Source organism: Pseudoxanthomonas sp. UC19_8, assembly GCF_042700505.1.
In the GTDB taxonomy this organism is placed as follows: domain Bacteria; phylum Pseudomonadota; class Gammaproteobacteria; order Xanthomonadales; family Xanthomonadaceae; genus Pseudoxanthomonas_A; species Pseudoxanthomonas_A winnipegensis.
In genome coordinates, this window is the sequence record NZ_CP170559.1 from 1,785,456 (window position 1) to 1,804,711 (window position 19,256).

Annotated in this window: 19 protein-coding genes; 11 read left to right on the forward strand and 8 right to left on the reverse strand. The window is 70.3% G+C overall.

Annotated elements, in window-relative coordinates:
• The first annotated feature begins 78 nt into the window (after nucleotides 1-78).
• The 4 genes from ACFJIT_RS07715 to ACFJIT_RS07730 all read left to right on the forward strand — a co-directional run bounded on the left by ACFJIT_RS07715 (nucleotide 79) and on the right by ACFJIT_RS07730 (nucleotide 3,531).
• A complete protein-coding gene (locus tag ACFJIT_RS07715) occupies nucleotides 79-1,347 on the forward strand; it encodes an MFS transporter (RefSeq protein ID WP_337052377.1) in 1,269 nt (422 codons plus the stop codon).
• Nucleotides 1,348-1,393: 46 nt separating this feature from the next.
• The gene (locus ACFJIT_RS07720; protein ID WP_379655488.1) at nucleotides 1,394-1,885 is read left to right on the forward strand and encodes a pyridoxamine 5'-phosphate oxidase family protein; all 492 of its coding nucleotides are present in this window, start codon (nucleotides 1,394-1,396) and stop codon (nucleotides 1,883-1,885) included.
• Nucleotides 1,886-2,017: 132 nt separating this feature from the next.
• On the forward strand, nucleotides 2,018-2,227 hold the full coding sequence (locus ACFJIT_RS07725) for a hypothetical protein (protein ID WP_130522435.1): 210 nt from the start codon (nucleotides 2,018-2,020) through the stop codon (nucleotides 2,225-2,227).
• A gap of 203 nt (nucleotides 2,228-2,430) precedes the next feature.
• Complete coding sequence (locus tag ACFJIT_RS07730; RefSeq protein ID WP_379655489.1) at nucleotides 2,431-3,531, forward strand: Glu/Leu/Phe/Val dehydrogenase dimerization domain-containing protein; 1,101 nt, start codon at nucleotides 2,431-2,433, stop codon at nucleotides 3,529-3,531.
• Nucleotides 3,532-3,634: 103 nt separating this feature from the next.
• On the opposite strand, the gene ACFJIT_RS07735 is transcribed toward ACFJIT_RS07730, so the two are convergent.
• Entirely contained in the window at nucleotides 3,635-6,400 is a 2,766-nt protein-coding gene (locus tag ACFJIT_RS07735) for a S8 family serine peptidase (RefSeq protein ID WP_379655490.1), read from the reverse strand.
• A gap of 260 nt (nucleotides 6,401-6,660) precedes the next feature.
• Between ACFJIT_RS07735 and ACFJIT_RS07740 the strand changes: the two genes are divergently transcribed.
• Both ACFJIT_RS07740 and ACFJIT_RS07745 read left to right on the forward strand, forming a co-directional pair.
• Nucleotides 6,661-7,836: a thiolase family protein gene (locus tag ACFJIT_RS07740; protein ID WP_130522433.1), complete on the forward strand. Its 1,176-nt coding sequence runs from the start codon at nucleotides 6,661-6,663 to the stop codon at nucleotides 7,834-7,836.
• A 137-nt stretch (nucleotides 7,837-7,973) separates the two neighbouring features.
• Complete coding sequence (locus ACFJIT_RS07745) at nucleotides 7,974-8,324, forward strand: hypothetical protein (protein ID WP_130518717.1); 351 nt, start codon at nucleotides 7,974-7,976, stop codon at nucleotides 8,322-8,324.
• Between the two features lie 388 nt (nucleotides 8,325-8,712).
• Here the strand turns inward: ACFJIT_RS07745 and ACFJIT_RS07750 are convergent, their stop codons facing one another.
• Complete coding sequence (locus ACFJIT_RS07750) at nucleotides 8,713-9,174, reverse strand: hypothetical protein (protein WP_379655491.1); 462 nt, start codon at nucleotides 9,172-9,174, stop codon at nucleotides 8,713-8,715.
• An 832-nt stretch (nucleotides 9,175-10,006) separates the two neighbouring features.
• Between ACFJIT_RS07750 and ACFJIT_RS07755 the strand changes: the two genes are divergently transcribed.
• Together ACFJIT_RS07755 and ACFJIT_RS07760 are read left to right on the forward strand one after the other, a co-directional pair.
• Nucleotides 10,007-10,519 carry a polymer-forming cytoskeletal protein gene (locus tag ACFJIT_RS07755; RefSeq protein WP_379655492.1) on the forward strand — a complete coding sequence of 171 codons (513 nt, stop codon included), beginning with the start codon at nucleotides 10,007-10,009 and terminating at the stop codon, nucleotides 10,517-10,519.
• Complete coding sequence (locus ACFJIT_RS07760) at nucleotides 10,516-10,899, forward strand: hypothetical protein (protein WP_130531268.1); 384 nt, start codon at nucleotides 10,516-10,518, stop codon at nucleotides 10,897-10,899. Before ACFJIT_RS07755 ends, ACFJIT_RS07760 begins: the two co-directional genes overlap by 4 nt.
• A 43-nt stretch (nucleotides 10,900-10,942) precedes the next feature.
• Here the strand turns inward: ACFJIT_RS07760 and ACFJIT_RS07765 are convergent, their stop codons facing one another.
• Genes ACFJIT_RS07765 through ACFJIT_RS07775 form a run of 3 tightly spaced genes read right to left on the reverse strand, consistent with a single transcriptional unit; the run spans nucleotide 10,943 to nucleotide 13,307 of the window.
• A complete protein-coding gene (locus tag ACFJIT_RS07765; RefSeq protein WP_379655493.1) occupies nucleotides 10,943-11,200 on the reverse strand; it encodes a DUF6587 family protein in 258 nt (85 codons plus the stop codon).
• A complete protein-coding gene (gene feoB / locus ACFJIT_RS07770) occupies nucleotides 11,200-13,059 on the reverse strand; it encodes a ferrous iron transport protein B (protein ID WP_379655494.1) in 1,860 nt (619 codons plus the stop codon). The genes ACFJIT_RS07765 and feoB overlap by 1 nt, the downstream gene beginning before the upstream one ends.
• Complete coding sequence (locus tag ACFJIT_RS07775; RefSeq protein ID WP_130519757.1) at nucleotides 13,056-13,307, reverse strand: FeoA family protein; 252 nt, start codon at nucleotides 13,305-13,307, stop codon at nucleotides 13,056-13,058. Before ACFJIT_RS07775 ends, feoB begins: the two co-directional genes overlap by 4 nt.
• A 140-nt stretch (nucleotides 13,308-13,447) precedes the next feature.
• Between ACFJIT_RS07775 and ACFJIT_RS07780 the strand changes: the two genes are divergently transcribed.
• The 3 genes from ACFJIT_RS07780 to yeiP all read left to right on the forward strand — a co-directional run bounded on the left by ACFJIT_RS07780 (nucleotide 13,448) and on the right by yeiP (nucleotide 15,476).
• Nucleotides 13,448-13,936 (forward strand): GNAT family N-acetyltransferase, encoded by a 489-nt coding sequence (locus ACFJIT_RS07780; protein ID WP_379655495.1) that lies wholly within the window; start codon nucleotides 13,448-13,450, stop codon nucleotides 13,934-13,936.
• An 81-nt stretch (nucleotides 13,937-14,017) separates the two neighbouring features.
• Complete coding sequence (locus ACFJIT_RS07785) at nucleotides 14,018-14,788, forward strand: SDR family NAD(P)-dependent oxidoreductase (protein WP_379655496.1); 771 nt, start codon at nucleotides 14,018-14,020, stop codon at nucleotides 14,786-14,788.
• 121 nt (nucleotides 14,789-14,909) lie between these two features.
• A complete protein-coding gene (yeiP, locus tag ACFJIT_RS07790; RefSeq protein ID WP_130519751.1) occupies nucleotides 14,910-15,476 on the forward strand; it encodes an elongation factor P-like protein YeiP in 567 nt (188 codons plus the stop codon).
• A 42-nt stretch (nucleotides 15,477-15,518) separates the two neighbouring features.
• Here yeiP and ACFJIT_RS07795 read toward each other — a convergent pair whose 3' ends face one another.
• The 3 genes from ACFJIT_RS07795 to ACFJIT_RS07805 all read right to left on the reverse strand — a co-directional run bounded on the left by ACFJIT_RS07795 (nucleotide 15,519) and on the right by ACFJIT_RS07805 (nucleotide 19,176).
• Nucleotides 15,519-17,384, reverse strand: coding sequence for a DUF4105 domain-containing protein (locus ACFJIT_RS07795; RefSeq protein ID WP_379655497.1), 1,866 nt, complete (start codon nucleotides 17,382-17,384; stop codon nucleotides 15,519-15,521).
• On the reverse strand, nucleotides 17,381-17,692 hold the full coding sequence (locus ACFJIT_RS07800) for a DUF2388 domain-containing protein (RefSeq protein WP_379655498.1): 312 nt from the start codon (nucleotides 17,690-17,692) through the stop codon (nucleotides 17,381-17,383). The genes ACFJIT_RS07795 and ACFJIT_RS07800 overlap by 4 nt, the downstream gene beginning before the upstream one ends.
• A gap of 95 nt (nucleotides 17,693-17,787) precedes the next feature.
• Nucleotides 17,788-19,176, reverse strand: coding sequence for an FAD-binding oxidoreductase (locus ACFJIT_RS07805; protein WP_379655499.1), 1,389 nt, complete (start codon nucleotides 19,174-19,176; stop codon nucleotides 17,788-17,790).
• Nucleotides 19,177-19,256: the final 80 nt, after the last annotated feature.

Consider the following 19,256-nt stretch of genomic DNA (forward strand, 5'->3'; position numbering starts at 1 on the left):
GTGTCGGCGCGCAGGCTACCACGCGCGCCGGGCGGCCCGGAGAATACCGCGCACCCCACCTTGCAGCCGCTCGACGCCATGACTCACATTCAATATCCGCATGAAGCCCCCGGCCACACCGGCCTGCCGCGCCGGCTGGTACTGCTGCTGGCGATCGGCGCCGGCATGAGCGTGGCCTCGCTCTACTACAGCCAGCCCATGCTCGGCGTGCTGGCCGGCGACCTGCACGCCAGCGCCCAGACCGCCGGCCTGGTGCCCACGCTCAACCAACTCGGCTATGCGCTGGGCATCCTGCTGTGCGCGCCGCTGGGCGATCGTTACGACCGCCGCCGGGTGATCCTGGCCAAGTGCGGCCTGCTGGCGCTGGCGCTGGCCGTCGGCGGCCTGGCGCCGGGCATGACCACCCTGCTCTGCGCGAGCCTGGCGATCGGCCTGACCGCCACGGTGGCGCAGGACTTCGTGCCCGCCGCCGCCACGCTGGCGCGGATCGAACACCGTGGCCGCATCGTCGGCACGGTCATGACCGGCCTGTTGCTGGGCATCCTGCTTTCGCGCGTGGGCAGCGGCCTGATTGCCGGAATCTGGGGCTGGCGCGCGGTCTATCTCATCGCCGCCGTGGGCATGGTCCTGGTCGGGCTGGCCTCGGCGCGCTGGGTGCCGCGCTTCGAGCCGACCACCACGGTGGGCTATGGCGCGCTGCTGGCCAGCCTGGTGCCGCTATGGCGCGCGCACCCGGCGCTGCGCCGCGCCACCTGGGCGCAGGCGACCCTGGCGGTCGGCTTCAGCGCGTTCTGGTCGACGCTGGCGGTGATGCTGCAGGACGCGCCCTTCCACCTGGGCAGCGCGGTGGCCGGCGCGTTCGGCCTGGCCGGCGCCGCGGGCGCGCTGATGGCACCCATCGCCGGCCGCATCGCCGACCGGCGCGGCCCGGGGCTGGTTACCCGCCTCGGCGCCGGGCTGGCGGCGGGCGCGTTCGCGCTGATGCTGGCCGGGCCACTGCTGCCGATGCACGGCCAGCTGGCCCTGCTGGTGGTGGGCACGATCGGCTTCGACCTGGGCGTGCAGGCCACGCTGGTCTCTCACCAGACCATCGTCTACGGCATCGATCCTGGGGCGCGCAGCCGGCTCAACGCGGTGTTCTTCACCGGCATGTTCATCGGCATGGCCAGCGGCGCTGCGCTGGGCAGCGTGCTGATGCAGCACCTGGGCTGGCCGGGCGTGCTGGGCCTGGCGGTGCTGACCTCGTTGCTGGCGCTGGCGATCCGGCTCGGCGCGCACCGCGACGCGGCGGCGGCCGGACGTTGCGCGCACGTCAACGCCGCGCCGCCGCTTCACCACGAAGCATGAGCATCGCGCGCGGCAGGCTGGAGCCACACCCCTCCTGGAGACCTGCATGTCCACCTCACCGCAAGAGCTCGAAGCCGCCTTCTGGAAGGCCCTCAAGTCCGACCGCACCGTGATGCTGGGGCTGGAGGGCATCGAAGACGGCCATACCCGGCCGATGACCGCGATGATCGAGGGCGACGAAGGCGGCCCGGTCTGGTTCTTCACCTCCATCGACAATGCGATGGTGCAGCAGCTGGGCTCGGGCCACCGCGCGATCGCCGCCTTCGCCGCCAAGGACCACGACCTGTTCGCCAGCGTGCGCGGCACGCTGGTGCTAGACACCGACCGCGCGGTCGTCGATCGCCTGTGGAATCCCTTCATCACCGCCTGGTACGAGGGCGGCAAGGACGATCCCAAGCTGGCCCTGCTGCGCCTGGATCCGGACCAGGCCGAGATCTGGAAGAACGGCTCCAGCCTGCTGGCCGGGCTGAAGCTGCTGCTGGGACGCGACCCCAAGCGCGACTACGCCGACAAGGTCGCCAAGGTCAATCTGGCCTGATGCCCCGCACTACGCGCCGCGGCCGATGCTGCGTCGCGTCGTGACCCGTCTCCGGGGCGGGCGGATAGTCGGCTGAACCAGGACCGCGCCGGTCCTGCTTCGCCAGCCGCCCGCCCGCTTCCGGAGATCCGCATGAAAGCCGTGATCGCTCTGCTCGCCGCCGTCGTCCTGCTCGCCATCGGTATCCCGCTCTCGCGCGCCATCAGCAATGGCGAAGAACACACCATCACCCGCACGCTGGATCCGGATGCGCCGCGCCCCGTGCGCGAGACCGCCAAGCCGCGTCCGGCGCAGGTCAGCCACGCCGACACCGATCCCAAGCCGGCCGCCGCGCCGCGCTAGCCGGTCCGAACCAGTCGCAGCGCGCCATGGCGGCGCTCAGGGGGCGCATGTGCGCACCGCACGCGACTGGGTAAACTGTGGCAATGCAACATCGCCGCCCGCCTCAGGGCGGCGTCTTTTTTTGTTTTATAAAACAATCGTCTAGGATACGTTTCGCAAGGATTGGTCGAAGTCTTGGCCTGCGCGGATTGGAGCCCTTCCCCATGATTTTCGAAACCCTAGACACCTCCGGCCACGAACAGGTCGTGTTCTGCCACAACCCCGATATCGGGCTGAAGGCGATCATCGCCATCCACAGCACGGTGCTGGGTCCGGCGTTGGGCGGGGTGCGCATGCGTCCCTACCCCGACACCGAGACGGCGCTGACCGACGCGCTGCGGCTGAGCCGCACGATGACCTACAAGAACGCCCTGGCCGGTCTGAATGTCGGCGGCGGCAAGGCGGTGATCATCGGCGACCCGAGCCAGGACAAGGCCGAGGCGCTGTTCCGCATGTTCGGCCGCTATGTCGATTCGCTGGGCGGGCGCTACATCACCGCCGAGGACGTGGGCACCGACGTCAACGACATGGAGCATGTCTACCGCGAGACCGAATACGTGGTCGGCGTGCACCAGGTGCACCGCGGCTCGGGCGACCCGGCGCCGTTCACCGCCTACGGCGCGCTGCAGGGGCTGATGGCCGCGCTCAACCGCCGGTTCGGCAACGAGGAGATCGGCAAGTACAGCTATGCCGTGCAGGGCCTGGGGCATATCGGCATGGAGTTCGTGAAGCTGCTCAAGGAGCGTGGCGCCAAGCTGTTCGTCACCGACCTCAATCCGGCGCTGGTGGCGCGCGCGGTCGAGGAATACGGCGCCGAGGCGGTGGCGCCCAACGAGATCTACGACATTCCCGCCGATGTGTTCTCGCCGTGCGCGCTGGAAGGGTCGATCAACCACGAGACCCTGCCGCGCCTGCGCGCCAAGATCATCTGCGGCACGGCCAACAACCAGATGTCGCACGTGGTCGGCGAGGAAGCCATGCGCCGCGGGATCCTGTACGCGCCCGACTATGCGGTCAACGCCGGCGGGGTGATGAACGTCTCGCTGGAGATCGACGGCTACAACCGCGAGCGCGCCATGCGCCTGATGCGCAACATCTATCACAACGTCGGGCGCGTCTTCGACCTGGCCGAGAAGGAGCGGATCGCCCCGCAGTACGCCGCCGACCGCATCGCCGAGGCGCGCATCGCCTCGATCGGCAAGCTCAAGCTGCCGCTCGGCCGCACCGCGCCGCGCTACATGGGCCAGCTGCGCGGCGACCACTGAGCCGCACCAGGGGGCGAAAACCAGAACGGGCGCCATCAGGCGCCCGTTCTGCTTTGCGTGACACTTAGAAGCTCGTCATGACGGCAGGGCCCGTGTCGGCGACTCAGAACCCCACGCTGTAACGCACCGACCCCACCGATTCGCTCCCGCGCGCGCCGAAGCGCTGGTCCAGGCCGAAGGACAGGCGCTGGTTGGCGCGCAGCGCGGCCTCCAGCGAGAAGCCGGCCCAGCCGCCCGAGGCCGCCGCGTCGCCGCCCGGGATCGCGCCCCAGGCGTCGATGCCGACGAAACGCGCCTGCCGCGAGAACCCGCTGGCCGACAGCACCGACTGCCATTCCAGATGGCCCGACAGCGACAGCTCCATCGACGCCAGCGACAGCGCCCGCTCCAGGCGCAACCCGGCGATGGCCTGGGCGCGGCTGGCATGGCTGGCCGCCGCGGCCAGGCCGAAGCCGGCCGCGCCCTGCTCGCTGAACGCATCGCGCGCCAGGCTGGCGTAGTCCGCCCCTACGTACGGGGTGAGCGTGCCCAGGCCGGTGCGCAGCGGCACGCCGGCTTCCATGCTGGCGAAGCGCATCTCACCGTCGTAGCGCGCATCGACGCCGTAGGCCGCGTCGCCCAGATAGACCGAGCGGCGCAGGTCGCGGCGGAACTGGCCCACGCCGAACTGCGCCAGCGTATAGCCGGCCTGCCCGCGATGGGCCAGATAGGCCTGCACATGGGTCTGGCGGTCCTGGCCGGCGTCGCCGAGCGTGTCGCGCACGCTGTTGGTGTCCATCTGGCCCACGGCCAGGCCCGAGGTCCAGCCCGGCGCCAGGGTCACGTCCTGGCCGGCGATCCAGCCCGACAGGTCCAGCCCGGCGGTCGCGCCCAGGCCCGAGGCCTGACGCCCGTCGAACGCCTGGTACCAACCGTCCGCGCTCGCCCCGCCCTGCGCCACGTGCGCGGCCAGCGCACGCCGGCGCAGATCGAGCAGATCCAGGGTGACGCCGTCGGCCGCCGCATGCGCGCGGCCGGACAGGCTCTCCAGCGAACGCGCTGCGGCCGCGCTGGAAGAAGTCCGCAGGAAATCTCCGGCCAGCGACGCTATCGCGCCGCTCTGGGCCTGCGGCTGCGCGTCGAGCTGGGTCAGCGCCGCATCCACGCGCTGGGCGGCGCCGACCGACGCGGCGCTCATGCCCATCGCGCTGGCGGTGGCGGTGATGTCCAGCCGAGTGATGTCCAGGTACGCCTGGGTGCTGCTGAAGCCCAGCGACGCCTGCAGGAATACGTTCGATGCCGAGCTCAGCCCGGAGAAGGTGCCGTTGATGGCACTGGCGTCGACCACCGTCTCGCGCGCGCTGCGCACGTAGCCGCTGGCCATGCCCATCACCTTGAGCATGCCGCCCAGGTTGGCGGTGCCATCGACCTGCAGCGGCGTGCCGATCTGGAACTCCAGCGTGGCGCCGGAGGACTGAGTGAAGTCGCCCTCGATCCGCCGCGCGCCCGCCGCGCCGGTGAAGGCGACCGTGCCGTCGTTGCGCAGCGCGCCGCCCACGCCGCCGCCGGTGTTCAGTCGCGCGCCTGCGGCCACGCTGGCGCTGCCCGGGATCGCGCCGCTGGACAGCACCGCGCCCTGGCTGACGCGGGTCTGGCCCAGGTAGCTGTTCTGCCCGCTCAGGTTGAGCGTGCCGGCGCCGGACTTGGTGATGCCGCCGTCGCCACTGATCGCGTTGGACCAGGTCGAGGTGCCGTCGAAGGACACCGCCACATCGCCCCAGTCCAGCCGCGCCGGCCCGTTGACCGCCTTGCCGACATTCAACAGGCCGTAGCCGAACACCGGGTCCACCCCCGCCGCGCCCAGGTCGGTGGCGGTGCCCAATAGAGTCTGCCGGACCAGGTCATTGGAGAAGTAAGGAAAGGCCTGCCACACCAGGGCCGCCGCGCCGGAGACCTGCGGGGTGGACAGCGAGGTGCCGGTCCACTCCCAGTAGCTCGGCGCGGTCGGGCCGTCGTTGGTGCCGGTGGTGATCACCTTGCCCGGCGCGACCAGGCAATAGTGCATGGCCACGCCGCAGGCGTTGGAATACGAGGCAAGCTGGGTCGGGTTGTCGGTGTCCAGCGCCGCCACCGCCAGCCAGCCGATCTCCAGGTCGGCCGCCGGCAGCGTGTTGTTCGGGCCGGGCTTGCTCGGCATGGCGGCGGTGTCGGTCGGCTGGGCCTTGCCGTCGTTGCCGGTGGCGAACACCACGATGCCGCCGTTCTGCACGACGAAGGGCCGGTACTCGGCGGCGATGGGCGCGGTGGCGGTCAGGTCGGTCCAGTACACCCCGCCCCAGGAGTTGTTCATCACCTTGACCCCGCGCGCGATCAGGTCCTGGTGCACCTGCGCCAGGCCCAGCGCGCCGCTGGTCGAATTGCCGTTGCCCGAGCCGTCGTCGGTCGGCTCCTTGTCCGAGATGATCCGCGCCGAGACGATGCTCGCCCCCGGCGCGATGCCGCCCGGCCAGGCGCCGAAGGCCCGGCCGGCGGCGATCTGCGCCACGGCCGTGCCGTGGCCGACCACGTCGTCCTTGGTCAGATCGTTGGACGAGCCGCTGACATAAGTGAGGTTGGCGGTGACCCGTGGCGACAGCGCCGGATGGCTGCGGTTGACGCCGGTATCGACGATGCCGATCACCACCCCGGTGCCGGTGAAGCCTGCGGCGTGCGCGGCGTCGGCATGGGTGAGGCTCAGATGCTTGGAATAGGTCGGATCCGGCGTGGTCACCACCGGCGCGGGGGTCGTGGTGGGCGGTGGTGTCGTCGATGGCGGATTCGACTTGACGCCCCCGCCCTTGCCGCCGCAGGCACTCATCACCGCGCACGCCAGCACGTTCAGCACTAGCATCCGGCCCGCAGGCCGCCCAGACCTCGCTCCCTGTCCCCGCATCGCACCCGCTCCCCGGATGGCGCACCCCAGCGCCCGTCCGGCGCAATCTAGCGCAACTGCGGCGGCGCAGGTGGGCTTGCGTCTGCAGAACGCACGTTCACTTTGATGCCCCACATGGCACCTCGGCGCCTGAGACAAGCGGCCAATGGTCGGGGGTGCCGCCGCGGGCGCCCCGGAGGATAATGGGGAACTCTTTGGTTCCTCAGGACAGGCTCTCCATGAGCGACATCGTCATCGCCGCCGCCAAGCGCACCGGCATCGGTTCTTTCCTCGGCCAGTTCACCGGCACGCCCACGCCGCAGTTGGGCGCCAGCGTCATCGCCGCGGCGCTCGAGCAGGCCGGCGTGCCGGCGCAGGACGTGGACGAAGTCATCATGGGCTGCGTGCTGCCGGCCAACCTGGGCCAGGCGCCGGCGCGCCAGGCGGCGCTGGCCGCCGGCATCCCGCAGTCCACCGGCGCGACCACCATCAACAAGGTGTGCGGCTCGGGCATGAAGGCGATCATGCTGGCGCACGATCTGGTCAAGGCCGGCTCGGCGCGCGTGGTCGTGGCCGGCGGCATGGAGTCGATGAGCAACGCCCCGCACATGATCCCCAACTCGCGCACCGGTAACCGCTTCGGCGATTTCAAGGCGATCGACCACATGGCGTGGGACGGTCTGACCAATCCCTATGACGGTCAGGCGATGGGCGTATTCGCTGAGGCCACCGTGGAAAAGTATGGCTTCAGCCGCGAGGAGCAGGACGCCTTCGCGATCGAATCGGTCAAGCGCGCGCAGGCCGCGCAGGCCTCCGGTGCCTTCGATGCCGAGATCGTGCCGTTCAAGATCGCCACGCGCAAAGGCGAAGTCACCGTGAGCAGCGACGAGCAGCCGGGCAAGTCGGACATCGGCAAGATCCCCTCGCTCAAGCCGGCCTTCAAGAAGGACGGCACGGTCACCGCCGCCAGTTCGTCGAGCATCTCCGACGGCGCGGCCGCCACCGTGGTGCTGAGCGCCGAGGACGCCGCCCAGCGCGGCCTGCAGCCGCTGGCGCGCATCGTCGCACATGCCACGTTCTCGCAGCAGCCAGAGTGGTTCACCACCGCGCCGGTCGGCGCGATCCAGAAGGTGCTGGAGAAGGCGGGCTGGTCGGTCCAGGACGTGGATCTGTTCGAGATCAACGAAGCCTTCGCCGTCGTGGCGATGGTGCCGATCAAGGAACTGGGCATCCCCCACAGCAAGGTCAATGTGCATGGCGGCGCCTGCGCGCTGGGCCATCCGATCGGTGCTTCCGGCGCTCGCCTGGTCGTCACACTGCTCAACGCCCTGCGCGTGCAGGGTATGCGCCGTGGAATTGCCACGCTGTGCATCGGCGGCGGCGAAGCCACGGCCATCGCGGTCGAACTGCTCTGAAGACGTTTTCTGTTTTAACGCCAAGTTGACGAATCTGAGCCATACGCCCGCGAATGCTTGACAGTGGAAAACGGATTGTCATGATGTCGCCCGGCGCGCAACTGCGCGTTGCCAAACTAATCGACGAGGATTTACCAATGAGCATCAACAAGACGCTGATCGCGCTGGCAATGGGCCTGGCCCTGGCTGCTTGCTCGAAGCCGGAACAGGCTGCCGACGCCGCCACCGACGCGCAGCAGGCTGCCACCGAGGCCCAGGCTGCCGCCGACACCGCCGCTTCGACCCCGACCGCCGACGCTGCCCAGGCTGCTGCCGACACCGCCGCGACCGCCGCCAACACCGCCGCTGACGCTGCCGCCAACGCTGGCGCCGCGACCACGGACAAGGCTGCCGACGCTGCTGCCGACGCCGCCGAGGCTGCCAAGGACACCGCGCAGGACGCCGCTGACGCTGCGAAGTCCGCCGGTCAGGACGCCGAGAAGAAGTAATCCGCGCTTCGCCGGTGGCTCGCCATCGGCAATCGGATTCGAGAAGACCGCCGGGCAACCGGCGGTCTTTTTTTGTGCTCGATGGGATTGCGGGACAAGAGCGGTGAACATACTTCGCGGCGGCCTGGCCCCAGCCTGGTCGAGGTTCTGCGCTGATAGATCAGGACTGCTTTCGACATCAAGCAGACCGGCTCGACACGCCAGGCAACGGTGCAGCGGTCGGCGACCACGACGAGCGACGCGATATGCCGCGATTCAAGTCATTGCAGGGTGCGCTGATCGAGGGGAAGGCCGACACCGCGCCCCGGATCGCCGCCCCTCCGACCCAGCAATCCCGAGCGCCAAGATCCCTCGATCAAGAAAAAGAACATTTTTGTAAGGAACGGCCCTACATGGCGTTGACATGGGCCTTCGTAGGCTCGCCGCGTCGTGAATGCCGGTGTCCGTGACACCCGCAGACTTCGCGCCAAACCATCCATCTTCTTTCGTTGAGGGGAACGCCATGACCAACAAGTTCAACATCGTGCTGATCGCTTCCGTCCTGGCGCTGAGCGCCTGCTCGCAGCAGACCCAGCGACCGCGCCGCCGCCACCGCCGACAGCGCCGCGGCCGATGCCTCGGCTGCCGCGGACAAGGCTGCTGCCGCGGCCGACAACGCTGCCGACAAGGCGGCCGCCGCCACCGACGCCGCTGCCGACAAGGCCGCCGTTGCCGCCGACAATGCCGCGGCTGCGGCCAGCAACGCCGCCGAGAAGGCCGAGAACGCGACGCAGGCCGCCGCGGCCGACGCCGCCGCCGCCGTGTCCGAAGGCGCCAACGCCACCGCCGACAAGGCGGCCGAGGTCTCCAAGGACGCGCGCGAGGCTTCCAAGAAGTAAGCCGCTTCCGCACGCTGCAGTACCCGAAGAGGCCCGCGCGAGCGGGCCTCTTTCTTTGGTTGTTCGCAGAAGTGCCGAGCCGGTGAACGGCGCTGCGCCCACCAGCATCGACCCGGCCGGCGTGGCTCCTCGGCCCAGTCCGCTATCTACGGCGGAAAGGCGTCCAGCAGCGCTCTGCCCCGTCCCTTTCGCCGCAGGCGAAGGGGAGGGCCGGGGTGGGGTGCTCTTGCTTTTGCTTTGGTGGCTCTACCGGTAAAGCCCCGACCCCTCCCCATCCCTCCCCTGCGCTGTGCGCAAGGGAGGGGGCCTCAAGTCGATGATTTCCCGTCACTGATCGCGCTTTGCGCGAGGAAAGGGTTCGAGCGCCCCTGCAAACCGAAGCCTTGCGACTTGACGCGCGAGGCAGCGGTCCGGCGGGCGGGGGCCGCGCCTAGCGAGGCAGGACGCCGAGCGCCCGAATCAGGGCAGGATGCCCTGATTGAGGGATCAGCGGCCCCCGCCCGCCGGACCGCTGCCCAACAGAAGCCGCACGCGCAACCGCCGCAATCCTCCAATAAAGAGAACAACCTCTTCTCCACAACGTCCCGGTGGGTTGAGTCGCCCTGAGAGAGCCTCACCCGCGGTTTACGCACGGCTAGTGATGCGCTCACGGATCTGCCGCCGATCCTTGCATTTGCCCCCAACACCCAGGACATGCAACGCTCCGGCAAGACCGTCCGACGGGCGGTTTGGTGAGCCCAGTCACAGCGCCTGTGCGGCGCAAGCCGCGATAGTCGCGTTTCCCCCGACAGGAGACCTTGCGACATGTCCATGTGGAAAGATCCGCTGTCCAGCAAGAAGGACGCCCCGCCCGCCCCGGTCATCGAACCGTCCCCGCCGCCGGTGGCCAGCGCCGAGCCCGTCGCGCCCACCCCGCTGACCAGCGCCCCGAGCCCCGCCTCGGCGCCCATCGCCCAGTCGGCCGGGCGCGAACGCAAGGAGTCGCTGATCGCCTCGGACCTGACCATCGAGGGCAAGATCGAGGGCAGCGGCCACGTGCGCATTGCCGGTCGCTTCAAGGGCGACGTCAATGTGCAGGGCGACCTGACCATCGAACACGGCGCCAAGCTGTCCGGCGGCGTCAAGGCCAGCAAGATCACCATCGCCGGCGAGCTGGAAGGCAATATCGAGGCGGCCAAGCACGTCGAACTGCTGGCCTCCGGCGCCCTGACCGGCGACGTCAAGTGCGGCACGATGACCGTGGCCGCCGGCGCCCGCATGCGCGGCCAGGCCGACTTCGGCTGGGACGGCAGCGAGAAGCAGCACGACGCGGCGTGAGCACCCAGCGCCCCGGCACGGCAGGCGCCACCCGCGCCTGCCCGCATTGCAAGGCGATGATCCTGGAGACTGCGGCCGTGTGCCCGTCGTGCAAGCATCACCTGCGCTTCGACGACTCGGCCACCGTGGCCCGGCGCGAGGTGCAGCGCGTGGTGCCGCTGATGGTCCAGGGCACGGTCAACCATCCGGCCGACGCCGCCACGGCCTACGAATACACCGCGGTGATGGTGATCAGCGACGAACAGGGCCGCGAGATCGACCGCCACGTGGTCGGCGTCGGCGCCCTGCGGCCGGGCGAGCAGCGCACCTTCTCGCTGGCGGTGGAGATGTTCCCGCACAGCGGCGGCCAGGCGCCGCGCGGGAAGCGCCGCCTGTCCTGAAGGTCCTGCGTCCGGCGGCACGCGCGACGCGTGCGGCCAAGCCTTACTTGCGCGTGGCCGGCTTCTGCGGCCCACAGCTGCTGCAGCCGCCGCAGGCGGCATCGACCGCCCTGACTGGCGGCGCCAGCGCCCTGCCCAGCCGCTGCATCCACGGCGGGCGCCCGTCCCGCAGCAGCGGCAGCGCCAGCGCGGCGCGCGCGCGCCGGGTGGCGTTGGGGAACTGCTTGTGCGCCACGACCCAGGCGCTGACCAGCACGGCCAGCGCGATCACCAGGTACTGCAGCGCCAGCGCCGGTGCCATCAGCCCGCCCCCAGCATGACCGCGACCTGGTAGGTCAGCAGCGAGGCGATGTAGGCCAGCGCGAACAGATAACCGGCCGACACCGCCATGCGCTTCCACGAATTGGTCTCGCGCTTGATGGTGGCCAGCGTGGACAGGCACATCGGCGCGTAGATGTACCAGACCAGCAACGACAGCGCCGTGGCCAGCGACCAGCCATCGTGGATCAGCGGCGCCAGCGCCTGCGCCTTAGCATCGTCATCGCCGGCCGACAGCGCATAGACGGTGGCCAGCGAGGACACGGCGACCTCGCGCGCGGCCAGGCCCGGGATCAGCGCGATGCAGATCTGCCAGTTGAAGCCCAATGGGGCGAACACATAGCTCAGCGCATGGCCGATGCGCCCGGCGAAGCTGTAGTCGATCGGCGGCAGCGTGGCATCGGCCGGCGCGCCGGGGAACGACAGCAGGAACCACAGCAGCACGGTGAGGGCCAGGATGATGCCGCCCACGCGCTTGAGGAAGATCATCGCGCGCTCGTACAGGCCCAGGGCCAGATCGCGCAGGTGCGGGATGCGGTAGGACGGCAGCTCCAGCAGCAGCGGATGCTCGCTCTTGTCGCGGCGCCAGCGCTTCATCACCCAGGCCACCACCAGCGCGCTGACGATGGCCGCCACGTACAGGCCGAACAGCACCAGCCCCTGCAGGTTGAACACGCCGCCGACCTGCCGCTGCGGGATGAAGGCGCCGATCAGCAGCGCATACACCGGCAGCCGCGCCGAGCAGGTCATCAGCGGCGCCACCAGGATGGTGGCCAGGCGATCGCGCGGATCCTGGATCGAGCGCGTCGCCATGATCCCGGGGATGGCGCAGGCGAAGGAGGACAGCAAGGGAATGAACGAGCGCCCGGACAGGCCGGCCTTGGACATCAGCCGGTCCAGCAGGAAGGCCGCGCGCGGCAGGTAGCCGGATTCCTCCAGCGCTAGGATGAAGGCGAACAGGATCAGGATCTGCGGCAGGAACACGATCACCCCGCCCAGGCCGGCGATGATGCCGTCGGTGAGCAGGCTGTTGAGCGGGCCTTCCGGCAGCGCGCCGCCGACCCACCCACCCAGCCAGGCGGTACCGGCATCGATGGCGTCCATCAGCGGCGCGGCCCAGGCGTAGACCGCCTGGAAGATCAGGAACATCACCACCGCCAGCGCCAGCAGCCCGCACACCGGATGCAGCAGCCAGCGGTCCAGCGTGTCGTCCACGCGCGCGGTGCGGGTGGGCATGCTCACCGCCAGCGACAGCAGGCGGCGCGTCTCGGCGTGCAGGTCGGCGTCCTCGGGCAGCACGTGGCTGGGCAGCTGCGGCTGGGCGGCCATCCGGTCGATCTGCTCCAGCAGCGCCCGCGCGCCGTTGGACTTGACCGCCACGGTCTCCACCACCGGGATGCCCAGCTCGCGCTGCAGCACGTCCAGGTCGATCTGGATACCGCGCCGGCGCGCGGCGTCGGCCATGTTGATCGCCAGGATCACCGGCAGTCCCAGGCGCAGCACTTCCAGCACGAAGCGCAGGTTGAGGCGCAGGTTGGTCGCATCGACCACGCACACAAGCGCGTCCGGACGCGGCTCGCCGGGCAGGAAGCCGCGGCACAGGTCGCGGGTGATCGCCTCGTCCAGACTGGCAGCGTTGAGGCTGTAGGCGCCTGGCAGGTCCAGCAGCGCATAGGTCTGGCCATTGACACCGGTGAAGCGGCCTTCCTTGCGCTCGACGGTCACGCCGGCGTAGTTGGCCACCTTCTGCCGGCTGCCCGTCAGCAGGTTGAACAGCGCGGTCTTGCCGCAGTTGGGATTGCCGATCAGCGCCAGGCGCTGGGGCGCGGCGGCCGTATTCATGCCCCTGCTCCGCGCTCGACGCGCAGACGCACGCGCGCGGCCTCGGTCCGGCGTAGCGCGAAGCGGGTGAAGCCCACCTGCACCAGCAGCGGATCGGCGCCGATCGGCCCCTGCGCCACGATCTCCACCTGCTCGCCGGCGACGAAGCCCAGCTCGCGCAGACGCCGGGCGATGGTGTCGTTGGGGCCGCGGTCTTCGACCGAATCGACGATGGCCTGGGTGCGCTGGGGCAGATCGGACAACATCACGCGAGCGGGCTCAAATGAAAACAGTTCTCAATAGTACCACCGTGATCAAGACGTGAGGCTGTCTGTCGGGTCACCGGGCAGGACGCTGCGGGCCAGCCCGGCGTACGATGCGCACCCCTCACCCAGCGCGTTCACCGCCGATGTCCGCACCGTTCCTGATCCGGCCCATCCAGCCCACCGATGACGCCGCGATGGCGGCGATCATCCGTGCCGTCATGCCGGACTTCGGGGCCTGCGGGCCGAGCTTTGCGATCAACGATCCGGAGGTGGACTGGCTCAGCCGCGCCTATGCGCAGCCGCGCAGCGCCTACTTCGTGGTCGAGGTGGACGGCCAGGTGCGGGGCGGCGGCGGCGTGGCACCGCTGGAGGGCGGCCCGGCCGGGACCTGCGAGCTGCGCAAGATGTACTTCCTGCCCCAGGCGCGCGGGCTGGGCGCCGGCGCGGCGATGATGCGCCACTGCCTGGAGGCCGCGCGTGGCTTCGGCTTCAGCCAGTGCTACATCGAGACCCTGCGCAGCATGGAGGCGGCCATGCGCCTGTACGAAAAGAGCGGTTTCACGCCGCTGCCCGCCCCGCTGGGCGCCACCGGCCACGGCGGCTGCGACCGCTGGTACGCGCTCGCGCTCTGAGCGGTGCTGCCGCGCCGCGCAAGGGCGCACCGGCGCATGCCATTAGACTTGTCGCCTTTACGCGTTCCGCAGGAGCCTTGCATGCAGCTGTCCGAATCCCGCGCCGTGATCACCGGCGGCGTGTCCGGCCTTGGCCTGGCCACCGCCCAGCGCCTGGTCGCCGCCGGCGGCAAGGTGGTGCTGCTGGACGTCAACGACGAAAAGGGCGAGGCGGCCGTGCAGGCGCTGGGCCGCGCCAACGCGCGCTACCTGCGCACCGATGTCACCGACGAGGGCGTGGTGTCGGCCAGCATCGCCGAGGCGCGCGCCTTCCTGGGCGGGCTGAACGTGGCGGTCAACTGCGCCGGCATCCTCGGCGCCGGCCGCGTGCTGGGCAAGGACGGGCCGATGGCGCTGTCCACCTTCCGCAGTACGGTGCTGGTCAACCTGGTGGGCAGCTTCAACGTGGCCAAGGCCGCCGCCGAGGCGATGCAGGACAACGCGCCCGGCGAGGACGGCGAGCGCGGGGTGATCGTCAACACCGCCAGCGTGGCCGCCTACGAAGGCCAGATCGGCCAGGCGGCCTACGCCGCGTCCAAGGCCGGCGTGGTCGGCATGACCCTGCCGATGGCGCGCGAACTGGCGCGTTTCGGCGTGCGCGTGGTGACCATCGCGCCGGGCGTGTTCTGGACGCCGATGGTCGACGGCATGCCCGAGGCGGTGCAGCAGTCGCTGGCCGCATCGATCCCCTTCCCTTCGCGCCTGGGCCAGCCGGACGAATACGCCGACACCGTCGCCTACATCCTGCAGGCGCGCTACCTCAACGGCGAGACCATCCGCCTGGATGGCGCCACGCGCCTGGCCCCCAAGTAAGGCGGGCGTGAGCCAGGCGCGCGCGCGGAAAGCCTCTGCAACGCGCCCGCCTTCGTTCACCCCTCGCCGCTCAACGCCCCCCCTCCTCCCACACTCATTTCTTCAATCAGGTCTTCGATCCATGAAAGCTGGTGACATCAAGAAGGGCAACGTCGTCGAATACAACAACGGCGTCTACCAGATCCGCGACATCGAGCGCTCCTCGCCGCAGGGCCGCGGCGGCAACGTGCGCTTCCGTTTCATCATGTACAGCGTGCCGGGCGGCAACAAGCTCGACGCCAGCTTCGATGCCGACGACAACCTGAGCGAGGTCGAACTGCTGCGCCGCCAAGCCACCTTCTCCTACAAGGACGGCGAGGCCTTCGTGTTCCTCGACGACGAGGACTACACCCCCTACACCCTGGACGCGGACGTGCTGGGCGACGATGCGGGCTACATCACCGACGGCCTGACCGGCTGCTATGTGCAGGTGATCGACGAGCAGCCGGTGGCGCTGCAGCTGCCGCAGCACGTCACGCTGGAAGTCATCGAGACCCCGCCCGAGCTCAAGGGCGGCACCGCGACCAAGCGCCCGAAGCCGGCCAAGCTGTCCACCGGCATCGAGATCATGGTGCCCGAGTACATCACCACCGGCGAGCGCATCCTGATCAATACCACCACCGGCGAGTTCGGCGGTCGGGCGGACTGATCCTCGCCGCGCCGGCGCCCGCGAGCGTGCCGGCGCGACGCCTCAGGGCGCGAGCCCGCGCAGGCTGGGCACGCCAGTGTCGCGCTGGAGCGTGCGCAGACGCTGCCCCAGCGCGGCCAGGTTGGCGTCGGTGCCGTCGATCTGATCGCGCAGGTCCTGCGGCAACAGCAGGCGCGCGTCGTGTTCCAGCGTATCGCGCGCGGCGTGCTGCCGGCCGAGCAACGCGCTGCCCTTCGCCTGCAGGAAGTCGCGCTCGGCCTGTTGCGGCAGGCCGTAGCCGGGCTGGCCCTGCAGCAGCAGCGCGGGCTGGGCGAACAGCCCCTCGCCCTCCAGGAGGTCGCGCAGGCGGGCGCGGCCGGCATCCAGGTCGGCATCGCCTCCCCCGTGCAGGAAGCGACGCTTGAGCGCATCGCGTGCCAGCAGGTCCTGGCGGCGGCGCGCGGCCTGCTCCAGCACCAGCAGTGCGGCGCTGGCGCGCAGATCGGCGCGTTCGATCCATGGCGCGCGCCGCTGCGGCGGCTGCGACAGCCAGTCCTCGACCGACTGCGCGGGCAGCCCCAGGCGCGCGCGGGCGATGTCCAGCATCGCCTGGTATTGCGCGCTGGCCGGTGCGAAGTAATAGCCGGCGCGGCCGGCCTGCTCCCGGTCAGCCAGCGGCTGGCCATCGGCGATGCGCGCCTGTTCAAGGCGGCGCAGCAAGCCGTTGGGCGTGATGCCCGACAGCTGCCCGCCCGCATCCAGCGCGGGCACGCCGTCGCGCAGCAGCTTGTAGGTCTCGAACGCGCAGTTGTTGGAGGCGAAGCGGTAGCCGCCGTCGTAGCTCCAGTGCACCTGCGCGGCACGCTGCAGCAGCGCAGCGATCTGCGCGCGCGACAGCGTCAGCGGCACCGAGCGCAGGCCGCGCAGCTGGCCCTGGGTGTAGTCGTCGATCACCTGCAGCATGGGCAGCAGGTACAGGCGCGAGGGATAGCGCCCGGTCAGGCCGCCCCAGCTCGAGATCTGCACATCGTCGATGAAGGCGCGGAAGGAGAGCACGCGCTGGTACTGCAGGTCCAGCCGGCAGTCCGGCCCGCGCGGTCGGCCCGGCGCGCAGATCACCAGGCGCAGCATGCTGTGGCCCCAGCGGCTCATCGGCGCGTCGTTGCCGTCGGCCAGCAGATAGTCGACGGCGTAGACGCGTTCGGGGTCCAGCGCCAGCAGCGGCGCCGCCGGCCGGTCCTCGAAGAAGGCGACGCCCGGCGCGCAGTCGCGTCCGGCCTGCGGCATCGAGCCCAGCCGCTGGGCGAAATACGCGTCCAGCAGCGGGCGGCGGCAGGCGTAGTCGGCATCGAGGATCCGATGCTCCAGATTGACCGCCACGTATTCCTGCGGCGAGAACAGCTCGTACGCATCGGGCGTGCGGTCGGTGAACGCGTTATGGCGCAGGCGCAGCTTCAGGCGCGGCCAGCTGCCGATCTGCCAGCCGGCCAGATCGAGCAGGCGCGGATCGCGCGAGAAGCCGCCGGCCGCGCTGCGATCCAGCAGGTGCGCCAGTTCGTGGACCAGGGCGGCGCGCGCCGGCGTACGCGCGGCCTCGTCGCTGGCCCGCATCCAGTCGTACAACAAGCTGCGTGGCAGCAGCACCTGGCCGGCGCCGGTCGCACGCCCATGCACGGCCGCGGGCAGGTCGTCGCGCCACTGCACCGGCACGGTGTCCAGCGCCTGGCGCCAGGCGGCCGGCAGGCGCGCCTGCACGTCATCGAACAAGGCCTGCGATGCAGCCCGCTCGTCGGCATCCAACGCGGCGGTATCCAGCTGCAGATGCAACGCCGCCTGCGCGATCTGCGGCAGGCCGCATCCGAGCAGGCAGATCGGCAGCAGCCGAGCGCCCAGCCACCGCGAACGCGGCGGCCGGTCGGGCGGGTTCACAGGGCCAGGATCGCCTGCGCCAGCTGCAGGTCGGAACGCTGGCGCGCTTCCGCGTCGCGTTCGCGCAGGCTGCGCAGGGCCGCCTCCAGGCGAGCGCCGCGGATCGCCCCGTCGCTGGCCACGAAGCTGGCCGCGTCCACCCGCGCATCGAGCACCAGCTTGTCGTTGTCCGAAGAGCTGTCCGAGGACGCCGAAGACCCGGCGCTGCCCGCGCTCGAGGTGCCGCCGGCGGCACCGGCCGCCGAACTCATCGCCCAGGCCGGCGCGGCCATTCCCAGCAGCAGGCCCACTACGATCCACTGACGCATCGATCCACTCCACGCATTGAACGGGGCGCCCATGGCACCCGCGACGCGCAAGGCTACCGCAGCCGCGGCCGGGCGCACCACCGCTCCGCAGGCGCTTAGGGATCGAACAGCTTGCCCGGGTTCAGCAGGCCCTGCGGGTCGAGCGCCTTGCGGATGCCGCGCATCAGCGCGATCTCGGCCGGTCCGCGCGTGCTGTCCAGGTAGGGCTTCTTGACCAGGCCGATGCCGTGCTCGGCCGAGATGCTGCCGCCATGGGCCTTCAGCGCCTGCGCCAGCAGTTTGGTCACCTGCTCGCAGTCGCGCACGAAGTCCGCCTGCGCCATCTGCTCGGGCTTGAGCACGTTGATGTGCAGGTTGCCGTCGCCGATATGGCCGAACCACACCACCTCGAAATGCGGATAGGCCTGGCCCAGCAGCGCCTGGGTCTGCTCCAGGAAGGCCGGCATCTGCGAGATCCGCACCGACACGTCGTTCTTGTACGGCACATAGGGCGCCAGTGACTCGGTGATCCCCTCGCGCAGGCGCCACAGCTGCTGGGCCTGCGCGTCGGACTGGCTGATGACGCCATCGGCGACCCAGCCGGCCTCCATGCAGGCCTCGAAGGCCGCCATCGCCGCCGCCTCGCTGTCCTCGTCGCCCACGGCGAACTCGGTCACCACGTAGTACGGATAGACCTCGTCGAAGGGCTTGACCGCGCCATGCGCCAGCACGTGCCTGAGCGCGATGTCGGTGAAGAACTCGAAGGCCTCCAGCCGCAGCCGTTCGCGGAATGCGGCGAACACCTCCATCAGCCCCTCGAAGCTGGTCAGCGCCAGCAGCATCACATTGGTCGGCGGCGGCGGATCGGTCAGGCGCAGCGTCGCCTCGACCACGATGCCCAGCGTGCCCTCCGAGCCGATCATCAGCTGGCGCAGATCGTAGCCGGAGGAGTTCTTGACCAGCGCGCGGTTGAGATCGAGCAGTTCGCCCTGCGCGGTGACCACCTTCAGCCCGGCGATCCATTCGCGCGTGTTGCCGTAGCGGATCACGCGGATGCCGCCGGCGTTGGTGGCGATGTTGCCGCCGATCGAGCACGAACCGCGCGCGGCGAAGTCCACCGGATACTCCAGGCCGTGCTCGCGCGCGGCGTTGTGCACGGCTTCCAGCGGCATGCCGGCCTGTACGGTCAGGGTGCGGTCGACGCGGTCGAAGGCCAGCGCCTTGTTCATGCGCTCAAGGCTCAGGACCAGCTCGCCATCGGCCGCCACCGCGCCGCCGGACAGGCCAGTGCGGCCGCCCGAGGGCACCACCCTGACCTGGCGCTGCGCGGCCCAGCGCATCACCGCCTGCACTTCCTCGACGCTGCCCGGCAGGGCGATCGCCAGGGGGTTGGGCGTCCAGCGCCGGGTCCAGTCGCGACCGTAGTGTTCCAGGTCGCCGGCGTCGGTCTTCAGGCGCAGGTCGGGCACCGCCACGCGCAGCGAATCAAGCAGGGAATCGGTCATGACGGTTGCGCGCGAAACGGCTTGTTTTCAAGGGTGCGCCAGCGTGCCAGCCCTGCAACGCCACGTCCAGATGGCGCGAC

Excerpts from the sequence above, each read along its gene's own strand:
- ACFJIT_RS07730 (WP_379655489.1), top strand. The coding sequence starts at position 2,431 with ATGATTTTCGAAACCCTAGACACCTCCGGCCACGAACAGGTCGTGTTC.
- ACFJIT_RS07725 (WP_130522435.1), top strand. The coding sequence starts at position 2,018 with ATGAAAGCCGTGATCGCTCTGCTCGCCGCCGTCGTCCTGCTCGCCATC.
- ACFJIT_RS07805 (WP_379655499.1), bottom strand. The coding sequence starts at position 19,176 with ATGACCGATTCCCTGCTTGATTCGCTGCGCGTGGCGGTGCCCGACCTG.
- ACFJIT_RS07735 (WP_379655490.1), bottom strand. The coding sequence starts at position 6,400 with ATGCTAGTGCTGAACGTGCTGGCGTGCGCGGTGATGAGTGCCTGCGGC.
- ACFJIT_RS07720 (WP_379655488.1), top strand. The coding sequence starts at position 1,394 with ATGTCCACCTCACCGCAAGAGCTCGAAGCCGCCTTCTGGAAGGCCCTC.
- ACFJIT_RS07785 (WP_379655496.1), top strand. The coding sequence starts at position 14,018 with ATGCAGCTGTCCGAATCCCGCGCCGTGATCACCGGCGGCGTGTCCGGC.
- ACFJIT_RS07715 (WP_337052377.1), top strand. The coding sequence starts at position 79 with ATGACTCACATTCAATATCCGCATGAAGCCCCCGGCCACACCGGCCTG.
- ACFJIT_RS07745 (WP_130518717.1), top strand. The coding sequence starts at position 7,974 with ATGAGCATCAACAAGACGCTGATCGCGCTGGCAATGGGCCTGGCCCTG.
- yeiP (WP_130519751.1), top strand. The coding sequence starts at position 14,910 with ATGAAAGCTGGTGACATCAAGAAGGGCAACGTCGTCGAATACAACAAC.
- ACFJIT_RS07765 (WP_379655493.1), bottom strand. The coding sequence starts at position 11,200 with ATGGCACCGGCGCTGGCGCTGCAGTACCTGGTGATCGCGCTGGCCGTG.
- ACFJIT_RS07755 (WP_379655492.1), top strand. The coding sequence starts at position 10,007 with ATGTCCATGTGGAAAGATCCGCTGTCCAGCAAGAAGGACGCCCCGCCC.
- ACFJIT_RS07780 (WP_379655495.1), top strand. The coding sequence starts at position 13,448 with ATGTCCGCACCGTTCCTGATCCGGCCCATCCAGCCCACCGATGACGCC.
- ACFJIT_RS07740 (WP_130522433.1), top strand. The coding sequence starts at position 6,661 with ATGAGCGACATCGTCATCGCCGCCGCCAAGCGCACCGGCATCGGTTCT.
- ACFJIT_RS07800 (WP_379655498.1), bottom strand. The coding sequence starts at position 17,692 with ATGCGTCAGTGGATCGTAGTGGGCCTGCTGCTGGGAATGGCCGCGCCG.
- feoB (WP_379655494.1), bottom strand. The coding sequence starts at position 13,059 with ATGAATACGGCCGCCGCGCCCCAGCGCCTGGCGCTGATCGGCAATCCC.